This window comes from Rhodanobacter koreensis, from assembly GCF_054782855.1.
On the sequence record NZ_BAAGRR010000001.1, the window covers coordinates 764,907 to 779,893 of the forward strand.

The 14,987-nt window shown below is 64.7% G+C and carries 14 protein-coding genes; 9 read left to right on the plus strand and 5 right to left on the minus strand.

Annotation, left to right across the window (positions count from 1 at the left end):
• Positions 1 to 38: 38 nt before the first annotated feature.
• The gene (locus ACYVKM_RS03255; protein WP_460875718.1) at positions 39 to 704 is read left to right on the plus strand and encodes a Pr6Pr family membrane protein; all 666 of its coding nucleotides are present in this window, start codon (positions 39 to 41) and stop codon (positions 702 to 704) included.
• Between the two features lie 13 nt (positions 705 to 717).
• Here ACYVKM_RS03255 and ACYVKM_RS03260 read toward each other — a convergent pair whose 3' ends face one another.
• Both ACYVKM_RS03260 and ACYVKM_RS03265 read right to left on the minus strand, forming a co-directional pair.
• Positions 718 to 1,419 (minus strand): glutathione S-transferase family protein, encoded by a 702-nt coding sequence (locus tag ACYVKM_RS03260; protein WP_460875719.1) that lies wholly within the window; start codon positions 1,417 to 1,419, stop codon positions 718 to 720.
• A 30-nt stretch (positions 1,420 to 1,449) separates the two neighbouring features.
• Positions 1,450 to 2,376 carry a DMT family transporter gene (locus ACYVKM_RS03265; RefSeq protein ID WP_460875721.1) on the minus strand — a complete coding sequence of 309 codons (927 nt, stop codon included), beginning with the start codon at positions 2,374 to 2,376 and terminating at the stop codon, positions 1,450 to 1,452.
• Positions 2,377 to 2,515: 139 nt separating this feature from the next.
• Here ACYVKM_RS03265 and ACYVKM_RS03270 point away from each other — a divergent pair, with 139 nt between their 5' ends.
• From ACYVKM_RS03270 to pip, 5 genes are all read left to right on the plus strand, one after another.
• Positions 2,516 to 3,010, plus strand: coding sequence for an Lrp/AsnC family transcriptional regulator (locus ACYVKM_RS03270; protein WP_460875723.1), 495 nt, complete (start codon positions 2,516 to 2,518; stop codon positions 3,008 to 3,010).
• Between the two features lie 128 nt (positions 3,011 to 3,138).
• Positions 3,139 to 4,707, plus strand: coding sequence for a S10 family peptidase (locus ACYVKM_RS03275; protein WP_460875725.1), 1,569 nt, complete (start codon positions 3,139 to 3,141; stop codon positions 4,705 to 4,707).
• Between the two features lie 16 nt (positions 4,708 to 4,723).
• Positions 4,724 to 6,286, plus strand: a complete 1,563-nt coding sequence (locus ACYVKM_RS03280; protein WP_460875727.1) for a S10 family peptidase — start codon at positions 4,724 to 4,726, stop codon at positions 6,284 to 6,286.
• Between the two features lie 22 nt (positions 6,287 to 6,308).
• Positions 6,309 to 8,012, plus strand: a complete 1,704-nt coding sequence (gene acpA / locus ACYVKM_RS03285) for an acid phosphatase (RefSeq protein WP_460875729.1) — start codon at positions 6,309 to 6,311, stop codon at positions 8,010 to 8,012.
• 41 nt (positions 8,013 to 8,053) lie between these two features.
• Positions 8,054 to 9,004, plus strand: coding sequence for a prolyl aminopeptidase (gene pip, locus ACYVKM_RS03290; protein WP_460875731.1), 951 nt, complete (start codon positions 8,054 to 8,056; stop codon positions 9,002 to 9,004).
• Between the two features lie 82 nt (positions 9,005 to 9,086).
• Here pip and ACYVKM_RS03295 read toward each other — a convergent pair whose 3' ends face one another.
• The gene (locus tag ACYVKM_RS03295) at positions 9,087 to 9,536 is read right to left on the minus strand and encodes a hypothetical protein (protein ID WP_460875733.1); all 450 of its coding nucleotides are present in this window, start codon (positions 9,534 to 9,536) and stop codon (positions 9,087 to 9,089) included.
• Between the two features lie 218 nt (positions 9,537 to 9,754).
• On the opposite strand from ACYVKM_RS03295, the gene ACYVKM_RS03300 reads away from it, so the two are divergent.
• The 3 genes from ACYVKM_RS03300 (at position 9,755) to ACYVKM_RS03310 (ending at position 13,433) form a co-directional block, all read left to right on the plus strand.
• Positions 9,755 to 11,611: a M1 family metallopeptidase gene (locus tag ACYVKM_RS03300; protein ID WP_460875735.1), complete on the plus strand. Its 1,857-nt coding sequence runs from the start codon at positions 9,755 to 9,757 to the stop codon at positions 11,609 to 11,611.
• A 127-nt stretch (positions 11,612 to 11,738) separates the two neighbouring features.
• On the plus strand, positions 11,739 to 12,683 hold the full coding sequence (locus ACYVKM_RS03305) for an alpha/beta fold hydrolase (RefSeq protein WP_460876512.1): 945 nt from the start codon (positions 11,739 to 11,741) through the stop codon (positions 12,681 to 12,683).
• 162 nt (positions 12,684 to 12,845) lie between these two features.
• Positions 12,846 to 13,433 (plus strand): sterol desaturase family protein, encoded by a 588-nt coding sequence (locus ACYVKM_RS03310; RefSeq protein WP_460875737.1) that lies wholly within the window; start codon positions 12,846 to 12,848, stop codon positions 13,431 to 13,433.
• 48 nt (positions 13,434 to 13,481) lie between these two features.
• Here the strand turns inward: ACYVKM_RS03310 and ACYVKM_RS03315 are convergent, their stop codons facing one another.
• Positions 13,482 to 14,060 carry a methyltransferase family protein gene (locus ACYVKM_RS03315; protein ID WP_460875739.1) on the minus strand — a complete coding sequence of 193 codons (579 nt, stop codon included), beginning with the start codon at positions 14,058 to 14,060 and terminating at the stop codon, positions 13,482 to 13,484.
• Positions 14,061 to 14,171: 111 nt separating this feature from the next.
• Positions 14,172 to 14,942 (minus strand): M48 family metallopeptidase, encoded by a 771-nt coding sequence (locus tag ACYVKM_RS03320; RefSeq protein WP_460875741.1) that lies wholly within the window; start codon positions 14,940 to 14,942, stop codon positions 14,172 to 14,174.
• Positions 14,943 to 14,987: the final 45 nt, after the last annotated feature.

A 14,987-nucleotide genomic window follows, 5' to 3' on the forward strand; every position in this document is an offset into this window, starting at 1 on the left:
GCGCACCGACCTCATCAAAATCGACCGAGTCGAAGTCCATGCCGAACCGCTACCGCCTGCTTGCCGCCACTGCCGCCGCCATCGGCTGGCTGGCACTCGCGCTGCAATTGCTGCTGTCGATCCAGCTGACCAGCGCCAGCGGGCAAGGCGCGCTGACCGGCGTGTGGCTTTATCTCGGCTACTTCACCATCCTGACCAATGTACTGGCGGCAATGGCGCTGACGGCAGCTGCGCGCGGATTGCACGGGGCAGTCACCCGCTTCTTCGGGCGCGCCGATGTGCATACCGCGATCGCGATGAGCATCGTCATCGTCGCGGCGATCTACAACCTGTTGCTGCGCCAGCTGTGGCACCCGCACGGCTGGCAGATCGTTGCCGACAACACCTTGCACGTCGTGATGCCGGCGTTGTTCCTGCTGCACTGGTGGCTGGCGATTCCAAAGGCAACGTTGCGCTGGTCGCAGGTCATCGTCTGGCAGGCGTACCCGGCCGTGTATTTCGCCTATGTGCTGATACGCGGCGCGGTGAACGGCTGGTATCCGTATCCATTTCTCGACGTCACCACGCTCGGTTACCTGCACGTGCTGATCAATGCGTGCGCGGTGCTGCTGGTGTTCGTCGTGGTGGCATTGCTGCTGGTCTCACTGGGGCGCCGACAGGTGCAGCGATCCATCAAGGTCGCTGCATTGCCGCCACAGCCCTGACACGACGAGCGTATCAGCCTGCCGGTGCGCGTAGATCCTGCAGCACCGTGCCGCCGGACTTCCTCACCTCGTCCTCGTGCTCCGGGTCGCGCCAGGTCTCCTGCAACGCATCCGCGTACCAGCGACGCATAGCCGGCAGCTCGCGCAGGCGCTGCGCGTAAGCGGCGGCCGCATCGTCCATCACCAGATGGTAGGTCTGGATGCGAAAAGCCACCGGCGCGAAGAAGGCATCGACGGCGCCGAATGCACGGCCCGCCAGAAACTGTCCGCCGAAGCGAGTGAGCCCTTCGCCCCATAACTCGTTGACACGCGCGATATCGGCGCGCAGCGCCGTCGGCCAATCATCCGGCAGCCGCATGCGCAGGCCGCAGTTCATCGCGCAATGCGTGCGCAGGCCATCAAAGCCCGAGTGCATCTCGGCGACGGCGCAGCGCGCCCAGGCGCGCGCCTGGGGATCGGCCGGCCACACGCCCGGATGCCGTTCGGCCAGGTATTCGGCGATCGCCAATGAATCCCATACCACCGTATCGCCATCATGCAGGCATGGCACCTTGCCATTCGGCGAGAATGCGCGGAAGGCGCTCCAGCTCGATCCCGTACCGGGCGCGAATTGCACCAGCCGCTCGTGAAACGGAATGCCTAGTTCGCTCAGCAGCACCCATGACCGCAACGACCACGACGAATAGTTCTTGTTGGCGATATGAAGCTCGTACATCCGCGGTCCTCTGCTGTATCGCTCAGGGATTCAACCAGGCTTGCGCACCTCGGCGGCCCCCACCGACGGTACCACCGTTGCAGAACGCCTGCGCGCATTCGCGAGCACCACACCGGCCACGGTGACCACGCCGCCAACGAGGGTCAGCACACCGGGACGCTCGCCCAGCCATACCCAGCCGATCAGCACCGCGATCGGCGGCGAGAAATAGATGAAGCTGGACACCTGCGAAACAGGGGCACGACGCAGTGCCGCGTTCCACGCCAGGTAACCGACGAAGGTGGGCGCGATGCCCAGCCACAGCAACGCGGCGATATGCGACCACGGCGCGCTCGTCAGCGCATGCGGCAAACCAGTGCCGAACGGCAGCGCGCCGAGCGTGCCGGCGAAGAACGTGAACGCGGTGACGCCGATCATGCTGTTGCGCGCGAACAACGGCTTCTGGCCCACAAAATAGATCGCGCACGCGAGCACGCTGACCAGCACCAGCGCGGCCATCGGCTCGAACTTCACGTCCTTGCCGCTGGCCAGCACCACCAGTACCACACCGACAAAGGCCACGCCGAGACCGGCCAGCGTACGCGGCGGCAGGCGTTCGCGCAGCCAGACCGCCGAGACCGCCGCGGTGGCCGCGGGCACCAGCGAGATCAGGATCGCCGCGGTGCCGCTGGCGATGCGCGTTTCCGCGTAGTTGAGGCACAGGTGGTAGACGGTCAGCCCGATCACGCCGAGCAGGGCCAGCTGCGGCCAGTCGCGCCGTGCCGGCAGTGGCACCCGCTTCACCACCAGCAGCGCCGCGAAACACAGCGAACCGATCGCCAGCCGCGCGAGCGCCACTTCGCCCGGCGTGAACGAGGCCAGCGCATAGGCAATCGCGGCATAGGCCGACGACCAGGTCAGCAACGCGATGCCGATGTAAAAAAGTGCACGCCCGTCAAGGCGCTCCGAGGTGTCCATGCAGGCGAATTCCGGTGTGGGGAAGTGCGCATCCTAGTCTTGGCGATGGCGCCGAGGAATAATGCATCGAATCGCTTTCCCGATGTTTCGCCGTCGAACGAATCAACCAGCAAGCAACCCTGCCTTGGAATCGAAAGTCATGGACACAAAGCCGGAACTGGACAGCAAGGACTGGCAATTGCTGGAGGCGCTGCAGCTGGACGCCCGCCTGGGCTATGCCGAGCTGGGTCGCAAGGTACGGCTGTCCGCGCCGGCGGTGGCCGAGCGGGTGAAACAGCTGGAGGAAGCCGGCGTGATCAGCGGCTATCGCGCCACAGTCAATCCGAAACGGCTGGGTTACGGGATCAGCGCGATGATCCGACTGCGCTGTGATGGCATCACCTGCGCGCGCATCGGCAGCCTGGTGGCCGACATCCCCGAGGTACTCGAGTGTCGGCGCCTGGCCGGCGAAGACTCCGCCCTGCTACATGTGGTGGCGATGTCGATCAACCACCTCGAATCGGTGCTCGACCGCCTGCTGAAAACCGGTGCCAGTACCAGCACCACTACCCTGATCGTGCTGCAGACGCCGCACGAGAACCGCCCGCTGACGCACGCGATGTGGAATGCCGCGCACGCGATGTCGAGCATGTGATGCCATCCTCAGGTGCCACGTACGCCTGCGAATTTGGACGTCCGGCCAACCACCCAGTACTTTTGTCACGGTCGCCGTCGTAGTCAGGCACGCATACTCCGTCACTGGTTCGTTGAGATGGGGTTCCCATGCGCCACCTGATTTCCCTGCTGCTGGCCGGCGCGCTTGCGCTTGTGCCGTTGACTCCCAGCCATGCCGACGAGGCGCCTGCGGCAACCAAGGCCAGCACAGACAAGCACCATGGCGCCGGTGACGCCAAGGGTGACGCCAAGCCCGCCGATACCGAAAGCGCCATCCGTACGCAGCACAGCGTCAGTATCGGTGGCCATACGATCAAGTACACCGCCACGGCGGGCACGCTGATCATCCGCGACGACAAGAACGAACCGCAGGCCAGCGTGTTCTACGTGGCGTACACCGTCGATACCGGCAAGCCCGGGAAGCGCCCCGTGACCTTCCTCTACAACGGCGGCCCCGGCTCCTCCAGCGTATGGCTGCACATGGGTTCGTTCGGCCCGATGCGGATCGAGACCGGCAGCCCGGAGGCAACCGCGCCGCCGCCGTACCACCTGGTGCCGAACAACGACAGCCTGCTCGACAAGACCGATCTGGTCTTCATCGACGCCGTCGGCGCAGGCTATTCGCGCCCGCTCGGCAAGGCCACCGGCAAGGACTTCTGGGGTGTCGATCAGGACATCTCCGCGTTCAGCCGCGCGATCCAGCGCTACGTCAGCATCAACCAGCGCTGGAACTCGCCGAAGTTCCTGTACGGCGAAAGCTACGGCACCACCCGCTCCGCCGCACTGGTCGATGCGCTGCAGGACAAGGGCATGGCGTTCAATGGCGTGATCCTGATGTCGTCGATCCTCAACTACGGCATCCGCATCCCCGGTTACGACGAAAGCTACGTCGGCTACCTGCCGAGTTTCGCCGCGGCCGCGTGGTATCACGACAAGATTCCAAACAAGCCGGCCGACCTGAAAACCTTCCTCGACCAGGTGCGCGCCTGGGCCGCAGGCCCGTATGCCTCCGCGCTGGCGCAGGGACAGAACCTCCCGGCCAGCCAGGTCGATGCGATCGCGACCCAGATGGCCGCGTATACCGGCCTGTCGGTGCAGTACGTCAAGGAGGCCAACTTGCGCGTCGACCCCAGCCGCTTCCGCAAGGAACTGCTGCGCGACCAGCGCCTCACCCTGGGCCGCTACGACAGCCGCTTCACCGGCACCGACCCCGATGCGGCCGGTGAGACACCGGACTACGACGCCTCCGACGCCGGCATCAGCGGTGCCTTCGTCAGCGCGTTCCACGATTACCTGGACCAGCAGCTGCACTACCACAGCGATCTGGATTACCGCCCCACCTACGGCGAGATCATCAAGACCTGGGACTGGAAGCACAAAGCCGCCGACATGCGACGCCCATTGCCGCTGGCGTATGTGGCCGGCGATCTCGCCCATGCGATGCGCACCAATCCCAACCTCAAGGTGCTGTCGGTCAACGGCTACTACGACTTTGCCACGCCGTTCTTCATCACCGAATACGACCTGGCGCACATGAACCTCGACCCGTCGCTGCGCGGCAACCTGCAATTCCTGTACTACCCCTCGGGACACATGATCTATCTCAACACCGACGCGCTGAAGCAGCTCAAGACCGATCTCGTCCCCTTCTACGACCACGCCGCTCCGCAGCGCTGATACGGAACTACCTACCATGCGCCTATCCCGTTTCTCTCCGTTCGCCCTCGCGCTGCTGCTGATCTTCGGCAGCCCTGCCCACGCCGACGATGACGCGCCGAAGGATGCCGCCAAGACGGCGCAGGCCGACAAGGACGGCAAGAAGGACGAGCTGCCGGTTCCGCCCGAACGCAGCGTGGTCAGCAAGCACAGCGTGCGCATCGGCAACCGCACGGTCAGCTACAAGGCCACCGCCGGCACCCTGCTGATCAAGGACGACAAGGACAAGCCGGCTGTCAGCATGTTCTATGTGGCCTACACGGTCGACGGTGGCAAGCCGGGCAAGCGGCCGGTGACCTTCATGTACAACGGCGGCCCCGGCTCCTCCAGCATGTGGCTGCACATGGGCTCGTTCGGTCCGGTGCGTGTGGCCAACCGCGGCGACCAGCCGATTCCGCCGCCGCCGTATGAAACCGTGCCGAACGACTACAGCCTGCTCGACAAGACCGACCTGGTCTTCATCGACGCGCCGGGCACCGGCTACTCGCAACTGGTTGGTGCCGCCAAGGGCAAGGATTACTACGGCGTGGACCAGGACGCCGACGCGTTCGCGAAGTTCATCACCCGTTACGTCAGCGACAACCATCGCTGGAACTCGCCGAAGTACCTGTTCGGCGAGAGCTACGGCACCACCCGCTCGGCCGTGCTGGTGAAGGTGTTGCAGGAACAGGGCATGGAATTCAACGGCGTCGTGCTGATGTCCTCGATCCTCGATTTCAACGTGTGGTCCAGCACCGGTGTCGACCACGCCTACATCGTCAACCTGCCCAGCGAAGCGGCGATCGCCTGGTACCACAACAAGGTGCCCAACAAGCCTGCCGACCTCGCCAGCTTCCTCGCCGGGGTGCGCCATTTCGCCAGCACCGACTACACGCTGGCGCTGGCCAAGGGCGATGCGCTCGAACCGGCCGAGGCCGACCGTATCGCCAACCAGTTGAGCCAGTACATCGGCCTGTCGCCGACCTACATCAAGGAAGCGAACCTGCGCATCGATCCCAGCCGCTTCCGCAAGGAGCTGCTGCGCGACCAGCGCCGCACGGTCGGCCGTCTGGACGGCCGTTTCGAAGGCATCGACCCGGATGCCGCCGGCGAGACGCCGGATGGCGATGCCGCCAGCGACGCTGCCACCGGCGCCTATCTGGCCGCGTTCAACCAGTACGCCGCCACCGAACTGAAATACACCACCGACCACACCTACCTGCCCAACAACTACGGCGTGATCAACCGCGGCTGGGACTGGAAGCGCAAGGAAGGTCACGGCTTCACCCAGGCACCGTACGTCGGCACCGACCTGGCCGCCGCGATGCGTCGCAATCCGCACCTGAAGGTGTTTTCGGCCAATGGCTACTACGATCTCGCCACGCCGTTCTATGCCACCGAGTTCGACCTCGGCCATCTCGGTCTCGACCCGGCCATCAGCAAGAACATCGAATTCGGCTTCTACCCGTCCGGGCACATGATCTATTTCGACGTGGATGCACTGAAGCAGGTCAAGGCGGATCTGGCGCGCTTCTACGACGAGACTGCGCCACAATCCTGACTAGTCTCCACCAACTCGCTCGATGACGCACAAGCCCACCGACCCGCAACCGCCGGTGCCCGACGAGGCACCGGCCAATCCCGAACGCCGACGCCTGCTCGGCAGCATCGCGCTGGCCGGCGCGGCGCTGACCCTGGGTAGCTGCCGGCTCGACGGCAGCCGTGCGACGGCGTCCGGCAGCAGCGAACCCTCGGCCGATGCACTCGACGCCCTGCTGCGCCGGCACATCGGGCATGTAGTGGTGCTGTACGCCGAGAACCGCAGCTTCAACAACCTGTTCGCGCACTACCCGGGACTTGCGCAGCCGCTGAAGGATCTCGGCTCGCCCGAATATCGCCAGCGCGACCGCGATGGCAGCCTGCTCGATACCCTGCCACCGATCTGGGGCGGCCTGGCGCCGCATGCGCAGACCGTCGATGGCAGGCACTACCAGATCGACGAACACGCCATCACCGGCCTGCCCAACCGCCCGTTTGCACTGCGCACGCCGGAGGGCGCATCGCTACCGCAAGGTGTGATCACCCGCGACCTGGTGCATCGCTTCTACGAGAACCAGCTGCAGATCAACGGCGGCAGGAACGACGGCTTCGTCGCCTGGGGCAACACCGGCGCGATGGTGATGGGCCATTACGCCGACAGTGCAGCCAACCTGCGGCTGTGGCAGCTCGCGCGGCAATACACCTTGTGCGACAACTTCTTCATGGGCGCCTTCGGCGGCTCGTTCCTCAACCATCAGTACCTGGTCGCCGCGCAGCCGCCGTTCTACCCGAACGCGGACCAGCGGCCCGGAAAATTCCAGCTCGCCCAGATAGAAGGTGACGATCCCACCGGGATCCGTCCGGTACTGACAGAGAACTCGCCGCTCAGCGCGATGCAGGGCCGCGCGAAATTCGCCTCGCCCGACGCGCTGACACCGGACTTCTGGGCGGTGAACACGATGGGTCCGGCCTACGCGCCAGCCCATACCCACGCCAGGGACAATCCGCTGCTGGCCGATCCCGACAGCCCGACCACCCTGCCGCCGCAGGTGCACCGGACCATCGGTGATGCCCTGTCGGAAGCCGGCATCGACTGGGCCTGGTACGCCGGCGCCTGGCAGCTCGCGCTGGACGGCCATGGCGACGGCGACCACCACGTGTTTCCGGAGGTCCCGAATTTCCAGATCCACCACCAGCCGCTCAACTACTTCCGGCAGTTCGCACCCGGCACGCCGGCGCGGCAGCAGCACCTGCGCGATGCCGGCATCGGCGAGAGCGCCGACAGCAATCACTTCATCGCCGCGATCGAGGCCGGCACGCTGCCGCCGGTGTCGTTCTACAAACCGCAGGGTGACCTGAACATGCACGCCGGCTATTCCAGCGTGGAGGCGGGCGACCGCCACCTCGCCCAGGTGATCGAGGCGCTGCAGAAAAGTCCGCAATGGCCACACATGCTGGTGGTAGTCACGGTGGACGAGAATGGCGGATGGTGGGATCACGTGGCGCCGCCCAGGGGCGATCGCTGGGGACCGGGCTCGCGCATCCCGGCGCTGATCGTGTCGCCGTTCGCGAAGAAGGGCTTCGTCGATCACACCATCTACGATACCGGCTCGATCCTGCGCTTCATCACCCGCCGCTTCGGCCTGCGGCAGCTGCCCGGCCTCAAGCTGCGCGACGAGGCGATGATCGCCGCCGGCGGACCGCCGCCCGGCGATCTCACCGCGGCGCTGCAATTCGACGCTGGCTGATCGCGTCTCCTCAGCTCCATCGCCTTACCGGAACCATCACGATGCGCGAGATGTACCCCGAGATCGAGCCGTACCGGACCCATCGCATCGCGGTCGATTCGCTCCACACGCTGTACGTGGAGGAATGCGGCAATCCCGCCGGCCTGCCGGTGATCTTCCTGCACGGCGGCCCCGGCGCGGGACTGGCGGCCTATCACCGACGCTTCTTCGACCCGACGCGCTACCGCATCGTGCTGTTCGACCAGCGTGGTGCCGGGCGCTCCACGCCATTTGCCGATCTCACCGACAACACCACCTGGCACCTGGTCGCCGACATCGAGGCGATCCGCGAGCAGCTCGGCATCGAACGCTGGGTGGTGTTCGGCGGATCGTGGGGTTCCACGCTGGGACTGGCCTATGCGCAGGCGCACCCCGAGCGCGTGCTCGGCCTGGTGCTGCGCGGCATCTTTCTGTCCCGGCCGGCAGAGATCGGCTGGTACTTCGAGGAAGGCGGCGCGTCATGGATCCTGCCGGAGAAATGGCAACGTTACGCCGCGGCGGTCCCGCCGGAGGAACGCGGCGAGATGGTGGAAGCCTACTGGCACCGGCTCAACTCGGACGACGAAGCGGTACGACTCGCCGCGGCACAGGCCTGGGGCGCGTGGGAAGGCGGCGGCATCACGCTGGAAGAAAGTCCGGAAACCGAGGCGAGCTTTGCCGCGCCCGACGTGGCACTGAGCCTGGCGCGCATCGAGGCGCACTATTTCCGCCATCACGGCTGGCTCGAACCCGGCCAGCTGCTGCGCGACGTGGCGAAGATCCGCCACATCCCCGCCACCATCGTGCACGGCCGCTACGACATCATCTGCCCGGCGAAGAGTGCGTGTGAACTCGCTGCCGCGTGGCCGGAAGCCGACTTCCACATCGTGCTGGCCGGACATGCCGCGTCGGAACCGGCGATCGTCGATCAACTCGTGCAGGCCACTGACAAGCTGGCCGATCGCTACTGCTGACCTTAAATTTGCCTGTACCGACCTTGCGAAATAAGTGGGCACATCTATGAGTTGCGAGGCACCCTGACTGGATTCGGCCTGCCTAGGCGAAGGCATACGAGCAACCCCATACGGCTGGCTCATCATCGGATTGCCCAGTACCACCACTACAGCCAGTGCGTTTCACCGCACTGGCCTTGCGACGCTCACGACGGCCACGCCTCAGCAAGGTCGACGCCAAACGCTGCAAGCTGTTGTGACCTACTTGTGCGGCAACATTCATTGCCCGGCGCACGTGCCCTCGCGTCGCGACAATCACAACCGCCGAAGCGATTTCAAAGTAAAACATCATGTCGCCCGCAAACACAAAAGCGAAATCAATCGAAGCAATTTGCGCAAAGGCAATCGTGAGGATCAACAATCCGGCGAAAAGGACAACGCGCCTGAAAGTGAGCTGCCCAAGAAAAATCGCAACCGCCACGACCAGGTTCAACCATAGCCAGTCACCCAGCGCACATGGCCAATCAATCGTCAGTTTTCGCCACAAATCCATCTACATCTCCTTAGATCTTCGCCACATCAGCGGCATCAACCCTAAAGCCCAAACGTTCATGCAGCCCTTATAGACGACCGGAAACACTCACGCTACAGCCGCGTTCGATCGGCAACTGAGAATCGGGATATTGCCTGGACATATTCAGCACAGGCGGCCACGGACACGTCGATGGCATACTCAGCGCTTTCGGTTTCCCCTTTGTGCCGGAGTTTTCCATGCGCCTGCTTTCCACCGTTGCCCTCAGCGCGTTCGTGCTGCCGCTGGCCGCCCATGCCGCCGACCCGCACTCCTATGCCCAGCCCGAACAGGTGGTCGTGACCCATCTGGATCTCGATCTCAAGCTGGACTTCCCGCACCGGCAGCTGGACGGCCAGGCCACCCTGAAGCTGGACTGGAAGAACCCGGAGGCACCATCGCTGGTGCTGGACACCCGCGACCTGAAGATCGCGAAGATCGAGGCGCTTGCAGCCGACGGCAAGACCACGCCGCTGAAATACGCGCTGGCGCCGTGCGACAAGCAGCTCGGCAGCAAGCTGACCATCGCCACACCGAATCACCCGGCACAGGTGCGCATCGTCTACACCACCTCGCCGGATGCTTCCGGCCTGCAATGGCTGACCCCGGCGCAAACGGCTGACAAGAAGCTGCCCTTCATGTTCTCGCAGTCCGAGTCGATCCATGCGCGCTCGTGGGTGCCGCTGCAGGATTCACCGGCGATCCGCTTCACCTATGACGCCCACGTCAGCGCGCCGAAAGACGTGCGCGTGGTGATGAGTGCACTCAACGACGCGAAGCATCCGTTGAATGGCGACTTTTCGTTCGACCAGCCGCATCCGATTCCGTCCTACCTGCTGGCTATCGGCGCCGGCGACATCGCGGCGAAGGAAACCGGCCCGCGTTCGGCCGTCTATGCGGAACCCTCCGTGGTCGACAAGGCTGCGCACGAGTTCGAGGACACCGAGAAGATGATCGCCACGGCGGAGCAGCTGTACGGTCCGTACCGCTGGGGCCGCTACGACATCCTGGTGCTGCCGCCGTCGTTCCCGTACGGCGGCATGGAAAATCCGAACATGACGTTCGCCACGCCAACCGTGCTGGTCGGCGACAAGAGCCTGGTCTCGCTGGTCGCTCATGAGCTGGCGCACTCGTGGTCGGGCAACCTGGTCACCGCCGCATCGTGGCGCGACATCTGGCTCAACGAAGGCGTGACCACCTACGTGCAGGGCCGCATCACCGAAGCCTTATACGGCAAGTCGCTGGCCGACGAAGAGGCGCTGCTGTCCGCCCGCTCGCTGCAGAAGGAGATTGGCGGGATGCCGGCCAATTCGCAGAAGCTGGCACCGGATCCACGCGGCATCGGCGCCGACGATTCGTTGTCCGACGTCGCCTACGACAAGGGCTCGTGGTTCCTGCGCACGCTGGAACAGCGCTTCGGCCGCGCCACGTTCGACAACTATCTCAAGGGCTATTTCGACCACTTCGCTTTCCGGAGCATCACCACCGAGCAGATGCTCGACTACATGAAGCCGAACCTGATCGAGAAGTACCCGGGCAAGATGAGCTGGGACGAGGTGAAGGCGTGGGTCTACAGCGCAGGCATCCCGAAGGATGCACCGCTGCCCGATTCGCCGCGCTTTGACGCCATCGACCACGAGCGCACCGCCTTCCTCGGCGGCCAGCTGGCCGCCGGCAAGCTCGATGCGAAAGGCTGGAACACCCAGGAATGGATGTACTTCCTCGACCGCCTGCCGGACGCACCGCCGCTCGCCAGAATGCAGCAGCTCGACGCTGCCTGGCACCTCACCGGCACGCCGAACGCCGAGATCGGCATGCGCTGGTACAGCCACGCGATCGCTGCCGGCGACAAGGCCGTCTGGCCGGCCGCCGCCGAGCACATGACGCGCATCGGCCGGCTCTACCTCACCCTGCCGCTCTACCAGGCGCTGGTGAAAACGCCGCAGGGCCTGGATTACGCCGAACAGGTATACGCCAAGGCCAAGTCCGGCTACCACCCGCTGACCCAGCAGGCAGTGGAAACGCTCTTCGGCAAGGCGAAGAAAGCCGCCAGGTAGGATGTCCATCGTGCGCCAGCCCTGCAGGGCTGGCGCACTGCCCGTCCGATCCACTCAAGACATCAAATTCAAGGCATCCGTCATGCTCTCGTCCGCAACCCCCTCTGCCACGCCATTGTGGAAACGCATGCTGCTGCGCCGGCTGAAATTCCTGGCGTGGCTGGCCGCGATCCTCGCCATCGTGCTGGGCGGCAGCTACCTGTTCGCGCCACAGTTGCTGATGCGCGCGAACTTCGCGCGCGAGGCGATGGCCGCGCATCTGGAGAAGCATTCGGTGCAGGCCGGCGACACGCGCTGGGTGTACTACGAAGGCGGCGACGGCCCGACCATCGTGTTGCTGCACGGCTTTGCCGCGAACAAGGAGGTCTGGCTGCAGACGGCCAAGCTGCTGACGCCGCATTTCCATCTGATCATCCCCGACCTGCCCGGCTGGGGCGAGTCATCACGCAATCCCGATGCCAGCTACAACGTCGACGCCCAGGCCTCGCGGCTGCAGGCCTTTGTGCAGACACTGGGGGTGCAGGGCTTCGTGCTGGTCGGCCATTCGCTGGGCGGCGCCGTGGCCGGCGTCTATGCGACCGAACACCCGGAGCATGTCCGCGAACTGGCGCTGCTCGATGCATACGGCTTGAAGTTCAAGGAGAACGCATTTGCCCGCGAGGCGATGGCCGGCAGGGACCCGTTCCTGTTCGACGACCGTGCCGGCTTCGAACGCGCCACCGCGCTGGCCTTCGAAAAGCCACTCGACCTCCCCGGCCGCTTTGTCGATGTGCTGATCAAGCGCAACCAGCGAGACCGCAGCTTCATCGAACGCAATTTCAACGAACTGCGCGACCCCTCCCAATACCTCGCGCTGCAGAACCGGCTGGGCCAGCTGAGCATGCCGGTGCTGGGCCTGTGGTGCCACGACGACAAGATCGTCGACATCTCGGCGCTGGACAGCCTGCGCAACGGCCTGACCCATGCCCCTGCCATCAGCACCAGTACCCTGAACGGTTGCAATCACATGCCGATGCTGGAAAAGCCCGAGGAAACCGCGCAGATCCTCACCGGATTCACGCTATCGCATTGAATCAGCCCGTATAACCGGGCGCCCGGCACACGCCTGGTTATATGGGAGTCAGCTTTCCGATGCAGATCATTGTGAATTGCTGATGACAACATGGGAGAATGACGGCATGGCCCCGAGAGTTGGCGTGCTTTCATGCAAGAAAACGAAATCATGCAGCAACCCATGAAACGAAACCTGGTGCGTACGGGCGTGGATGCCATCGTGCGGATGTCCGCCACCCGTGCCAATTACTGGACCGAAGTGGGCCTGGATATCGCACTGTGCCTGCTGCTGCTGACGGAAGGCTGGCGCCTGCATGACGGCACCCCGCTGGGGGCGCTGCTGGCGTTCGGGCTCGGCCTGCTGGCTTTCAGCTTCATCGAATACTTCTTCCACCGCTGGATGTTCCATACACGCATCCCGCTGTTCGAACAGGGTCACCGCATGCACCATGCGCAACCGCTCGGCTACGACTCGCTGCCGTTCTTCCTGCCATCGGCGGTGCTGCTGTGCCTGACCGGCCTGCTCGCGTTGATCATGCCGACTGCTCTTGCGTTGCTGATGGCCGGTGCGATGACGCTGGGCTACATCGCCTACGGACTGAGCCATTTCACCATCCACCACGTGCGCTTCAAGCAACCGCTGCTGCGGCGCTGGGCGGCCGCCCATCACGTTCATCACTACCACCCGGACAGCAATTTCGGTGTCACCACGCCGCTGTGGGACGTGCTGCTGGGCACGCGTTACGTGCGCCAGCCGCGCAAGGTCTGAGGCGACTTGTCATTCCCTGCGGGAGCAAACCGCTCCCGCCATCGTCCTTCAGAGAATCCCGGGGATCAGCGCCTTCACCCGGTGCATGTAGTCGGCGTAGGCCGCGCCGAAGTGCTCGCCCAGCCAGGTTTCCTCCAGCCGCAGCTTGCGCCAGAACGACATGAACATGATGGCGAACCCCAGCAGGGCACGCCATTCGCCGATCAGCACCACGGTCCCCAGCAGGGCGAGCAGGATGCCGGTGTAGATCGGGTGGCGCACGTATCGGTAAGGCCCGCGCTCGATCAGTTCGTGGTCCTGCTTCAGCTGCACCTCGCTGCTCCAGTTGCTGCCCAGGATGTAGCGCGCCCAACAGGCAAACAGCACGCCGGCCACGATCAGCAGCAGGCCGGCCAACGCGATCGTGTACGTATCCGGCAGCAGGCGATGGCCCAGCACGGTATGGTCAAGCCACGGCGTGGGCCACATCAGCAGGATCGCCACGATGATCGGCAACCAGTACTTGAAAAAGCGCGGCAGTGCCGGCTCCGCACGCGTTGGCCGCTTCAGCCGCCGTGCACTCCATAGCCAATAGGCCAGAAAGAACAGCCACGCTGCCACGGCCATCGTGGTAAACGAGATATGCATGGGTCAGCCCTGGGTGACGGTGTCGTGTGACATGCTTGCTTTCCGTACTTGACGATGCTGCACAGCCCGTCGCGATCGACCGCCAGCAGCCAAGACCCTGTCCGCACTTTCTCAATCGGCGACGTCGTCGATCAGCCGGTCGAGTTCCGCCTTCAACACGGCGCCATGCTGGCGCAGCCAGTCGCGCTGTTCGCGCCAGTCGGGGAACAGATTGCCGACCTGTGCCCAGAAGCGCGGCGAGTGGTTACGCACCTTGAGATGACACAGCTCGTGCACCAGCACGTAGCGCAACGCGGCCGGGGGCGCCAGAGCCAGCGCGAGGTCGAGATTGATGCGGTCGCGGGTATCCAGGCTGCCCCACAGACTCTTCATCGGACGGATCTTCAGCGCAGTCGGCGCCAGCCCCAGCTGTGGCACGTAACCGGCCAGCCAGCGCGAAACATCCCGGCGGATGAGCGACTCCAGATGGGATGCGAGCAGGCCGCGCGCGATCGGCAGTGCGCGGGTATGCGGCCGCGGAATCACCAGGGTCAGCCCGGTCGCATGGGGCTCGATCTTCGGATAAGCCCCCTCTGCCCAATCCAGCTCGGCTGTCTCGCCACGCAGCGGAAAATTGCAGGGATAGCCCAGACGCAGCGGCGGCAGCGGCTTCACGATCAGGTGCAGTTCGTCGAGCTTCTGCTCCAGCCAGTCGGCGTGGCTGCGCAGGAACGCACTGACCTGAGCCGGGTGCGTGCCGTACGGATAAGTCACCCGCGCACCCTTGGGCGTGACGGTGAGTCGCAGCCGGCGCGCGCGCGGATGGGCGGCCTTCAGCACCCGGATGATGCTGCCGCCTGCCGTCGCCAGTTCCAGCCAATCGCCTTCCAGATGCTGCGCCATAAGCCTGCCGTTCGTACCTCGGCCTGTCTGGGTGTCAGTGGGGAG

What these genes read in the sequence shown, in the direction of transcription:
- ACYVKM_RS03300 (WP_460875735.1), top strand. Translation starts at nt 9,755, where the DNA reads ATGCGCCTGCTTTCCACCGTTGCCCTCAGCGCGTTCGTGCTGCCGCTG.
- ACYVKM_RS03270 (WP_460875723.1), top strand. Translation starts at nt 2,516, where the DNA reads ATGGACACAAAGCCGGAACTGGACAGCAAGGACTGGCAATTGCTGGAG.
- ACYVKM_RS03305 (WP_460876512.1), top strand. Translation starts at nt 11,739, where the DNA reads ATGCTGCTGCGCCGGCTGAAATTCCTGGCGTGGCTGGCCGCGATCCTC.
- ACYVKM_RS03260 (WP_460875719.1), bottom strand. Translation starts at nt 1,419, where the DNA reads ATGTACGAGCTTCATATCGCCAACAAGAACTATTCGTCGTGGTCGTTG.
- ACYVKM_RS03315 (WP_460875739.1), bottom strand. Translation starts at nt 14,060, where the DNA reads ATGCATATCTCGTTTACCACGATGGCCGTGGCAGCGTGGCTGTTCTTT.
- pip (WP_460875731.1), top strand. Translation starts at nt 8,054, where the DNA reads ATGCGCGAGATGTACCCCGAGATCGAGCCGTACCGGACCCATCGCATC.
- ACYVKM_RS03295 (WP_460875733.1), bottom strand. Translation starts at nt 9,536, where the DNA reads ATGGATTTGTGGCGAAAACTGACGATTGATTGGCCATGTGCGCTGGGT.
- ACYVKM_RS03265 (WP_460875721.1), bottom strand. Translation starts at nt 2,376, where the DNA reads ATGGACACCTCGGAGCGCCTTGACGGGCGTGCACTTTTTTACATCGGC.
- ACYVKM_RS03275 (WP_460875725.1), top strand. Translation starts at nt 3,139, where the DNA reads ATGCGCCACCTGATTTCCCTGCTGCTGGCCGGCGCGCTTGCGCTTGTG.
- acpA (WP_460875729.1), top strand. Translation starts at nt 6,309, where the DNA reads ATGACGCACAAGCCCACCGACCCGCAACCGCCGGTGCCCGACGAGGCA.
- ACYVKM_RS03310 (WP_460875737.1), top strand. Translation starts at nt 12,846, where the DNA reads ATGAAACGAAACCTGGTGCGTACGGGCGTGGATGCCATCGTGCGGATG.
- ACYVKM_RS03255 (WP_460875718.1), top strand. Translation starts at nt 39, where the DNA reads ATGCCGAACCGCTACCGCCTGCTTGCCGCCACTGCCGCCGCCATCGGC.
- ACYVKM_RS03320 (WP_460875741.1), bottom strand. Translation starts at nt 14,942, where the DNA reads ATGGCGCAGCATCTGGAAGGCGATTGGCTGGAACTGGCGACGGCAGGC.
- ACYVKM_RS03280 (WP_460875727.1), top strand. Translation starts at nt 4,724, where the DNA reads ATGCGCCTATCCCGTTTCTCTCCGTTCGCCCTCGCGCTGCTGCTGATC.